Source organism: Fredinandcohnia onubensis (genome assembly GCF_002734285.1).
GTDB lineage: Bacteria > Bacillota > Bacilli > Bacillales > Bacillaceae_L > Ferdinandcohnia > Ferdinandcohnia onubensis_A.
The window spans coordinates 43,953-52,928 of record NZ_NSEA01000010.1 but is presented as its reverse complement, the minus strand read 5'-3'; the positions used below and the strand labels follow the sequence as shown (position 1 = coordinate 52,928).

Below are 8,976 nucleotides of genomic sequence, written 5' to 3'. Positions count from 1 at the left end.
CCGTTATGGTTGGTCTTTTTTTGTGTTTTAAAGATTAATTTTAGAACCATGCTGTCCGAATGAGTTGATAAAGGAAACACAAGCGTTGGTTTGCGGTATATCAGGAGGTTGAGAAACAATAAATGATATACCGCAAATAGCTTAAACGGTATAGCGTCATATTGAGAAACAATAAGTGCTATACCGTTAATGGCCTAATCGGTATATTGCCATATCGCAAAACAATAAATGCTATACCGCAAACGGCCTAATCGGTATATTGCCATATCGCAAAACAATAAATGCTATACCGCAAACGGCCTAATCGGTATATTGTCATATCGAAAAACGATAAATGCTATACCGCAAAGAGTCTAAACGGTATATTGTCAAATCGCAAAACAATAAATACTATACAGCAAATGTCATAAATACCGCAAACGGCATAAACGGTATATTGCTATCTCGAAAAACGATAAATTGTATACCAAATACTGACTAAACGGTATACCACCAAGAATCGAAAATTAATAATTGCTATACCGCAAGGCGGTTAATCATTCCCTTTTGGAGATTGAGTTGGAGGAAATGGGAACGTAAAGAACTGCTACATGCCCATTTTAAGTTCTGAACAGATTAAGTAGTAACGAAGTTCCGTGGATAACTCCTTTAAAGATGCATTCAAACTTTTTAAACTTAGACATACACAAACTAGCTCCCTTTCATCATAGATTACTAAATAAATTAAATTATAACTGTTCGTTATTTTTATAATTGTGTATACATTTTAGTGGATCCGGACAAAATAGGAAATATGGAGGTGGAGGCAGTGAGTACACTCGCGAATAGGAAGCATTATGGGGAAACGTGTATTATATGTGAGCAAGAGAAAGAGAGAGGCATACACCTTTATACAAGATTCATTTGTTTGGATTGTGAGCAAGACATTATTCGTACGGAAACAAATGATCCAAAGTATCAATTTTACTTAGACCGGCTTAAAAAAGTTTCGACACCTGAGATATATTCATAGTTTTAATGTGTCTTGCAAGCTTGTAAAAACAGGTGAGCGCTAATTTGCTAGGTACATTTAATGACAACATATAACTTGGAATTGGCTTTTGCGTTAGGTGCAATCCCAAGTTCTTGCTTCGGACCTAGTGGTATAGGTCCCTTTTTTGTTTTATAATAAGTAAATTACATAAGAAAGGTCTCTATAATTATGAATCAACAACAAACTCCATTGTTTGATGCACTAGACCGCCATGCGAGAAGGAAGCCTCAATCGATGCATGTTCCAGGGCATAAATATGGACAAGTATTTTCGAATAAGGGATATTCCTATTTTCATAAAGTGTTAGAAATTGATGCAACTGAACTAACAGGGCTGGATGACCTACATCATCCAGAAGGTGCTATTTTAGAAAGTGAAGCATTATTAGCTGATTTATATGGAGTGAAGAAAAGTTATCTTTTAGTGAATGGTTCTACCGTAGGAAATTTAGCAATGATACTTGCAGCATGTTCACCTAAGGATACCGTATTAGTTCAGAGAAATTCACATAAGTCCATTTTGAACGGCTTAAAGATGGCAGGAGTTAAGCCTGTTTTTGCTCATCCTACATATGATGATGTAGTTCAAGTAGCCTCATTTATTTCCTTTAATACGGTAAAAGAGGCATTTGGAAAGTTTCCGAATATAAAAGCTGTTATTTTAACCAGTCCTAATTATTATGGAATGGTGAATCAAACTGAACTATCCCAGATTATTTGTTTTGCCCATGAAAAAGGGGCGGTAGTTCTGATTGATGAAGCACATGGTGCTCATTTCTTGTTAGAAGGGTTTCCTTCATCAGCAATCTCTTTAGGGGCTGACATCGTGGTGCATTCGGCACACAAGACTCTTCCGGCTATGACAATGGGCTCTTTCCTACACGTGAATAGTGAGGTCATTAATCATGAAGAGGTAGAAACATATCTTCAAATATTGCAGTCTAGCAGTCCGTCTTATCCAATTATGGCATCATTGGACCTTGCGAGGCATTACCTTGCAGCGCAAAAAAAGGATGGTTCGAATACGAACATAATAAAAATCAAAGAATTTAGCCAAAAGCTAGAGGAGATTCCACAAATAAAAGTCATTACTTCAGCCAATCCAGATATCGAAACAGATCTGTTAAAGCTAACAGTGCAATCTCAATGTGAGCTTAATGGATATCAACTCCAAAGTGCTTTTGAAATAGAAGGACTTTTTTCGGAAATGGCTGATCCAAACAATGTCTTGCTTGTGTTGCCTTTATCAGAGGCATTTGACGCCGATGGGGCCTTCTTAAAAATAAGAAATGCTGTACGGACATATACACAAATTAAAAAGAATTTTATTGATTTGCATCATGAAACGGAGACAATTTCTACCCTTGCCCTTTGCTATAATGAAATTAAAGGGTACAATAAAAAGGTTGTTTCCTTTCAAGATGCACTAGGAAACATTTCCGGAGAAATGATTATACCGTATCCGCCTGGAATACCTGTCTTAATGGAAGGAGAACGTGTCACTCAACGACACATTGAAATCCTAAATACCTATATTGAGGTTGGTTCACATTTCCAAGGTGGAGATATGAAAGAGAAATATATAAAGATATTAGATATGTAAGGGGCTTGAATAGAAGTGGCTGGTTATTTTATTACGTTTGAAGGTCCTGAGGGTGCAGGTAAAACAACTGTTTTAGGAATCCTTCAGGAGGAGTTTACTCGAAAAGGGTATGATGTCATTTCTACCAGAGAACCGGGTGGAATTGATATAGCAGAGCAAATTCGTTCCGTTATTTTAGATAAAAATAATACACAAATGGATGGGCGTACAGAGGCACTTTTATATGCAGCTTCGCGTCGTCAACATTTAGTGGAGAAAGTCATTCCCGCATTAGAACAAGGAAAAATTGTTTTATGTGATCGCTTTGTTGATAGTTCACTAGCATATCAAGGGTATGCACGCGGACTTGGAATCGATGAAGTTCTATCTATTAATGAATTTGCTATTAATGGATTAATGCCGTCATTAACTCTTTTCTTTGATATTAAGCCTGAAAAAGGGTTAACAAGAATTGGAAAGAATGACGAAAGGGAAGTTAATCGACTTGATCTCGAGAATCTTTCCTTCCACCAAAAGGTTTATGATGGTTATTTAAAGGTTGCAGATCGTTTTAAGGATCGCTTTCATACCATAAATGCTGAGAATTCGCTTGATGTTGTGGCAAAGGAAGCATTTGAAATTATTGAAACGCATTTGAATAACAAGTAATCCTATGAATTGCCTCAAAAGTCTGATGATTTTTGAGGTTTTTATTTTCGTTCTGGCTATACTTGTTATAGAATAAAGACAGCATGGATATTCGCACAAATAGTTACCAAATTTCGTAATATGAAGGAACACGTAAAAGTGATAAAATAAAGGGAGGCTAAACGATGAAGCTAGTCGTTGCAGTTGTGCAGGATAAAGACAGCAACCGTTTGTCACAAGCATTAGTCGAACATAATTTCCGAGCAACAAAGCTTGCTACAACAGGTGGTTTTCTAAAATCAGGTAATACTACGTTCCTTGTGGGAACGGAGGACATCCGTGTAAATAAATTATTAGACATTATTAAGGATAATTGCAAACATCGGGAGCAAATGATTGCCCCTGTCTCACCAATGGGTGGAAATGCAGATTCCTTTGTTCCATTCCCTGTGAAGGTTGAAGTGGGCGGAGCTACAGTGTTTGTGTTGCCGATTGATGATTTTCACCAATTTTAACTTTATTAAGTGAGAGTACAGACTCCCACTTAATAAAGTTAAAGCCTCCGGCGGATGCCACGATTTTTCAATGGAAGTTTTTCGAGCAGTAAGATTAAAGACTAATAGCGCCACCTCCTGTGGCAACGTCTTTATGACCCACTTCCTGTGGGCCTAAAAATCGGGCGCAAATACGCCAAGGCGCATTTGATAAGAGGTGTGACTATTCGTTCATGAAAATAAACCAGGATTTTCGCGTAAGCATAGATAAGAATCAACCTAACCAATCCAATAAGGTTTCGGGAAATGTGAACTTTAGTAAATTTATCCATCAGGAAGAAAATAAACTTCAAATGGAGCAATTGACGAAGCTGCTTTCTCAAATTGATATGGCGGGGGAACGACTCTCTCGCTCCCAAACCTTTCAGGATTTGGCTTCCTATAAATCTCTTGTAAAGCGTTTTATCCATGAGGCTGTTGAATACGGAATGGATATAAAGCAGTCCCATAGTTGGAATTTTAATGGACAAGGGAGAACGCATAAACTTGTTGAGGAAATCGATAAGGAACTATTAGATTTAACCGAACAAATGATTGACCAGGAAAAAGGGTCAATCGATATTCTTGGAAAAGTTGGATTTATAAAGGGATTATTAATCAACTTGTATACGTGATTGAAAGAGTGATGTATGGTGGAAAAAACATGGGAACAACTTCAGGAATATCAGCCACTGGTCTTAAAGATGGTTGAAAATAGTCTCAAGAAGAACAGAGTGGCCCATGCTTATTTATTTGAGGGGAGCCGAGGTACAGGTAAAAAGGAAGTCGGCTTTCTTTTGGCAAAAAGTCTTTTCTGTCAGCATCCTGTTGAGTACAAACCTTGTAATGAATGTACGAATTGCCGCAGAATTTCATCGGGCAATCATCCTGATGTTCATGTAATCGAGCCAGATGGTCTATCGATTAAAAAATGGCAAATTCAAGCGTTGCAAGAGGAGTTTTCAAAAACGGGCGTGGAATCTAACCGTAAAGTTTATGTAATTAATCATGCTGATAAAATGACAACAAATGCTGCAAATAGTTTGCTGAAATTCCTTGAAGAGCCAACAAGCCAAACAGTGGCCATCTTGCTAACCGAGCAGATCCATCGGATTTTGAATACGATTCTGTCTAGATGCCAAATTTTATCATTTCGGCCTCTTGCTCCAAGGGTGATTTCTGAGCGACTCATTGATGAAGGGATCTCTCCTACAATGGCTTCCCTTGTTGCTCATACAACGAATAATTTGGAAGAGGCACGTGAGTTAAGCACGGATGCTTGGTTTGGACAGTCCCGTTCAATAGTGTTACAATTATATGAAGTAATCAATACAAGGCCAACTCACGCTTTCTTTTTTTTGCAGGACCAATGGTTACCTCATTTTAAAGAGAAAGAGCAGCTTAGCTTTGGTTTAGATATATTATTGCTTATTTATAAAGATTTATTATATATACAGCTGGGTGATGAAGAGAAACTTATCTTTCATGACCAGATTACTAGCTTTAAACAATATGCACTCAAGACGTCTACTAGACGTGTAAGTGATCAGATAGCAACGGTTTTAGAGGCGAAGCGTCGTCTATACACCAACATGAACCCACATTTATTAATGGAGCAATTGGTAATAAAGTTACAGGAGGGATATAAGCTTGTATGATGTAGTTGGTGTACGCTTTAAAAAAGCGGGAAAAATATATTACTTTGACCCAAACGGTTTTACAATTCCTGACGGTGAATATGTCATTGTAGAAACGGTCAGAGGAATTGAGTTTGGCAAGGTTGTCATAAATAAAAAACAAGTCGATGAAAATGACATCGTACTTCCGTTAAAAAAGGTCATCCGTATTGCGGATTCTAAGGATAAATTAATTGTAGAGGAAAATAAGCAAGCTGCTACAGAGGCGTATAATGTGTGTCAAGGAAAGGTAGTTGAACACAGTCTTGATATGAAGCTTGTTGATGTTGAATATACGTTTGATAGAAATAAAGTGATCTTCTATTTTACAGCAGATGGACGAGTTGATTTCCGAGAGTTAGTGAAAGATTTAGCGGCAATCTTCCGTACGAGAATCGAATTAAGGCAAATAGGGGTACGTGATGAAGCCAAGATGCTTGGTGGAATTGGTCCATGTGGAAGAATGCTTTGTTGCTCGACCTTCTTGGGGGATTTTGAGCCTGTTTCAATCAAAATGGCAAAAGATCAAAATCTGTCACTGAACCCTACTAAAATATCAGGTTTATGCGGCCGATTAATGTGCTGTCTAAAATACGAGAACGATGAGTATGAAAGTGCAAAAGAACAGCTTCCAGACCTTGGCGAAATGATTGAAACAACTAGTGGAAAAGCGAAGGTTGTCGGGCTCAATATTTTAGAACGAGTATTACAGCTAGAATTAGTAGGTCGTGAACGTGTAGTTGAATATACGTGGGAGGAACTACTGAAAGAAGGAGCGATTTCGATTCAAGCCACAGAATAACGAGGTGGAATGCGTGGACAAAAAAGATATTTTTGAATCTGTTAGTAGTATGGAGAAGCAAATTGGCAATCTGTATACTCAACTAGGAGAATTGAAAGAACATCTTGGGCAATTACTTGAAGAGAATCATAATTTGAAAATGGAGAATGACCTTTTACGTCGTCGACTTGATCAATCCATTTCAAAGAAAAAAGAAGAAAAAGCTGATAAGGCTTTACAAGAAGCAAAGCAAGTTGATATTGGTGAGGGATATGATAACTTAGCAAGACTCTATCAGGAGGGTTTCCATATTTGTAATGTTCATTATGGAAGTGTCCGTACTGAGGGTGACTGTTTATTTTGTCTCTCTTTTTTAAATAAGAAGTAGGTCCTTTCCTAATAGGAGAGGGCTTTTTCATTTCTAAACAATACGTTTATAATATGATATAGATAATCATAGGGAAGGAAACAGAATGCAATGGTTCAATTATATGATGATGAAAGATTAGATCATTTATTAGCGGAAAACTTGAGAATCATCCAAAGCCCTTCTGTATTTGCTTTTTCATTGGATACGGTACTGCTGGCGCGATTTGTGTATGTGCCAATTCAAAAAGGAAAAATCATTGATTTATGTACAGGTAATGGAGTTATTCCACTGCTATTAAGTAGAAGGTCAAAAGCAGAAATTACAGGTGTTGAAATTCAAGAGCGTATTTATGACATGGCCAAAAGAAATATTGAATACAATGAGCTTTCTACTCAACTTTCGGTTATTCATGGTGATATTAAGGACATGCCTGATCAGCTAGGTCGAGGAAAGTTCGATGTGGTAACCTGCAACCCGCCATATTTTCCAACACCAAAGGCCGATGAAATGAATCAAAATGAATATATTAGGATTGCTCGCCATGAAATTTATTGCACATTAGAGGATGTCGTTCGTGTTAGTAGCCAATTGGTTAAGCAAGGAGGCAAGGTTGCGTTCGTCCATCGACCAGGCCGATTAATGGATATACTAACCTTAATGAGACAATATCGAATAGAACCAAAGCGTTTGCAATTTGTCCATCCAAGACTTGGTAAAGAAGCGAATACCATCTTGGTTGAAGGGATTAAGTTCGGAAATGCAGACCTGAAAATTTTACCGCCTCTCTATATATACAATGAGCAGAATGAGTATACCAAAGAGATAAGGAAGATTCTCTATGGGGACGAATAATCATTATTTCTATGTCTTAGAGTGTAAGGATGGAAGCTTCTATGCAGGTTATACAACTGATGTTGAGGAACGTTTGAAAAAGCACAACGAAGGTAAAGGGGCCAAGTATACAAGAGGAAGAGGTCCCATTACCCTCTTATTTTCACAGGAATTTGATACTAAGGAAGAAGCAATGCGTGCAGAATATAGATTTAAACGACTGAAGCGGCCTGAGAAAGAACGGTTGCTTGCTATGGAAAGTGGGGAGCGATATGTGGCAGCAAAAAAGCTTTCAACCAAATTATGAATATGGAACTTTATATCTCGTTCCGACTCCGATTGGGAACTTGGAAGATATGACTTTTCGGGCGATTAAAACGTTGAAAGAATCAGCAGTTATTGCGGCAGAGGATACAAGGCAAACAAGGAAACTGTGCAATCATTTTGAAATTGAAACACCGGTTATAAGTTATCATGAACATAATAAAAAGGTGAGTGGCGAAAAAATTCTTACCTTCTTGCGTGATGGAAAAGATGTGGCAATTGTAAGTGATGCCGGGATGCCGACAATTTCCGATCCGGGCTATGAACTGGTTGTAGAAGCTGTTCAGGAGAAGATGTATGTCGTTCCTCTGCCAGGTGCAAATGCGGCATTAACCTCATTGATAGCCTCGGGACTTAGTACACAACCTTTTTATTTTTATGGGTTTTTAGACCGTAATAAGAAGACGAAACGAAAACAACTGGAGAGTTTAGTACATATCCAAGCGACACTGCTTTTTTATGAAGCTCCACATCGTTTAAAAGAAACATTAAAGATTATGAGAGAGATACTTGGAAATCGTAAAGTGACAGTTTCTCGTGAATTAACCAAGAAATTTGAGGAGTTTATTCGTGGTGATTTAGACGAAATTCTTACTTGGTCAGAGGAGGATACCGTTCGCGGTGAGTTCTGTCTTGTTGTAGAGGGATCGCAGCAAGGTGATGAAGAGGCTTTAGATGCTTGGTGGGAAGAGCTATCGATTGAACATCATGTTAATCATTATGTTGAGACTAGGTCAATGACAACGAAAGAAGCAATTAAACAAGTTGCAAAAGACCGAAATCAGCAGAAGAGAGAAATTTACCAAGAATACCATGGCTTATAGAATAGAAAAAAGCTTCTCAAACCGAGAAGCTTTTCGTCTATCATTTATTATTTTACAACTGTTAGATTGTTTTGAAGCTCTTGAAGGATTTGTTCTGCACCTTCACGGCTAAGAACAATCTTGCCATTAGCAAGTGTGAAATTATCATCTGAAATTTCACCAGTTACTTGACAAGTCATATTTGGCTTGTATTTCTTTAAAATAATTCTGTCGTCGTCAACATAAATTTCTAGCGCATCCTTTTCAGCGATGTCTAATGTACGACGAAGCTCGATAGGAATAACCACACGACCTAATTCATCAACTTTACGAACAATACCTGTAGATTTCATTTCTTTTTTCTCCTCTCAATATTATTATTATTATTTATCTCTC

12 protein-coding genes are annotated in these 8,976 nt (G+C 37.7%); 11 read left to right on the top strand and 1 reads right to left on the bottom strand.

The annotated features are described in order from the left end of the window. Positions 1–793 precede the first annotated feature (793 nt). From CKJ95_RS11340 to rsmI, 11 genes are all read left to right on the top strand, one after another. Positions 794–1,012, top strand: coding sequence for a sigma factor G inhibitor Gin (locus CKJ95_RS11340; RefSeq protein ID WP_180271481.1), 219 nt, complete (start codon positions 794–796; stop codon positions 1,010–1,012). A 189-nt stretch (positions 1,013–1,201) separates the two neighbouring features. Further along, positions 1,202–2,635, top strand: coding sequence for an aminotransferase class I/II-fold pyridoxal phosphate-dependent enzyme (locus CKJ95_RS11335; protein WP_180271480.1), 1,434 nt, complete (start codon positions 1,202–1,204; stop codon positions 2,633–2,635). A 15-nt stretch (positions 2,636–2,650) separates the two neighbouring features. After that, a complete protein-coding gene (tmk, locus tag CKJ95_RS11330; RefSeq protein WP_099353539.1) occupies positions 2,651–3,283 on the top strand; it encodes a dTMP kinase in 633 nt (210 codons plus the stop codon). A gap of 164 nt (positions 3,284–3,447) precedes the next feature. Further along, positions 3,448–3,777, top strand: coding sequence for a cyclic-di-AMP receptor (locus tag CKJ95_RS11325; RefSeq protein WP_099353538.1), 330 nt, complete (start codon positions 3,448–3,450; stop codon positions 3,775–3,777). Positions 3,778–3,989: 212 nt separating this feature from the next. Continuing rightward, entirely contained in the window at positions 3,990–4,430 is a 441-nt protein-coding gene (locus CKJ95_RS11320) for a YaaR family protein (RefSeq protein ID WP_099353537.1), read from the top strand. An 18-nt stretch (positions 4,431–4,448) separates the two neighbouring features. Further along, on the top strand, positions 4,449–5,453 hold the full coding sequence (gene holB / locus CKJ95_RS11315) for a DNA polymerase III subunit delta' (protein ID WP_099353542.1): 1,005 nt from the start codon (positions 4,449–4,451) through the stop codon (positions 5,451–5,453). Continuing rightward, positions 5,446–6,273 (top strand): PSP1 domain-containing protein, encoded by an 828-nt coding sequence (locus CKJ95_RS11310; RefSeq protein ID WP_099353536.1) that lies wholly within the window; start codon positions 5,446–5,448, stop codon positions 6,271–6,273. Before holB ends, CKJ95_RS11310 begins: the two co-directional genes overlap by 8 nt. 13 nt (positions 6,274–6,286) lie before the next feature. Continuing rightward, positions 6,287–6,640 carry a DNA replication initiation control protein YabA gene (gene yabA, locus CKJ95_RS11305; protein WP_099353535.1) on the top strand — a complete coding sequence of 118 codons (354 nt, stop codon included), beginning with the start codon at positions 6,287–6,289 and terminating at the stop codon, positions 6,638–6,640. A 90-nt stretch (positions 6,641–6,730) separates the two neighbouring features. Further along, positions 6,731–7,474, top strand: coding sequence for a tRNA1(Val) (adenine(37)-N6)-methyltransferase (locus CKJ95_RS11300; RefSeq protein ID WP_099353534.1), 744 nt, complete (start codon positions 6,731–6,733; stop codon positions 7,472–7,474). Continuing rightward, on the top strand, positions 7,461–7,760 hold the full coding sequence (locus CKJ95_RS11295) for a GIY-YIG nuclease family protein (RefSeq protein WP_099353533.1): 300 nt from the start codon (positions 7,461–7,463) through the stop codon (positions 7,758–7,760). The genes CKJ95_RS11300 and CKJ95_RS11295 overlap by 14 nt, the downstream gene beginning before the upstream one ends. Further along, on the top strand, positions 7,726–8,601 hold the full coding sequence (rsmI, locus tag CKJ95_RS11290; RefSeq protein WP_099353532.1) for a 16S rRNA (cytidine(1402)-2'-O)-methyltransferase: 876 nt from the start codon (positions 7,726–7,728) through the stop codon (positions 8,599–8,601). The genes CKJ95_RS11295 and rsmI overlap by 35 nt, the downstream gene beginning before the upstream one ends. A 47-nt stretch (positions 8,602–8,648) precedes the next feature. Here the strand turns inward: rsmI and CKJ95_RS11285 are convergent, their stop codons facing one another. After that, positions 8,649–8,933 carry an AbrB/MazE/SpoVT family DNA-binding domain-containing protein gene (locus CKJ95_RS11285; protein ID WP_099353531.1) on the bottom strand — a complete coding sequence of 95 codons (285 nt, stop codon included), beginning with the start codon at positions 8,931–8,933 and terminating at the stop codon, positions 8,649–8,651. Positions 8,934–8,976: the final 43 nt, after the last annotated feature.

Excerpts from the sequence above, each read along its gene's own strand:
- CKJ95_RS11335 (WP_180271480.1), top strand. The coding sequence starts at position 1,202 with ATGAATCAACAACAAACTCCATTGTTTGATGCACTAGACCGCCATGCG.
- CKJ95_RS11295 (WP_099353533.1), top strand. The coding sequence starts at position 7,461 with ATGGGGACGAATAATCATTATTTCTATGTCTTAGAGTGTAAGGATGGA.
- CKJ95_RS11340 (WP_180271481.1), top strand. The coding sequence starts at position 794 with ATGGAGGTGGAGGCAGTGAGTACACTCGCGAATAGGAAGCATTATGGG.
- CKJ95_RS11320 (WP_099353537.1), top strand. The coding sequence starts at position 3,990 with ATGAAAATAAACCAGGATTTTCGCGTAAGCATAGATAAGAATCAACCT.
- rsmI (WP_099353532.1), top strand. The coding sequence starts at position 7,726 with ATGTGGCAGCAAAAAAGCTTTCAACCAAATTATGAATATGGAACTTTA.
- CKJ95_RS11285 (WP_099353531.1), bottom strand. The coding sequence starts at position 8,933 with ATGAAATCTACAGGTATTGTTCGTAAAGTTGATGAATTAGGTCGTGTG.
- CKJ95_RS11325 (WP_099353538.1), top strand. The coding sequence starts at position 3,448 with ATGAAGCTAGTCGTTGCAGTTGTGCAGGATAAAGACAGCAACCGTTTG.
- CKJ95_RS11300 (WP_099353534.1), top strand. The coding sequence starts at position 6,731 with ATGGTTCAATTATATGATGATGAAAGATTAGATCATTTATTAGCGGAA.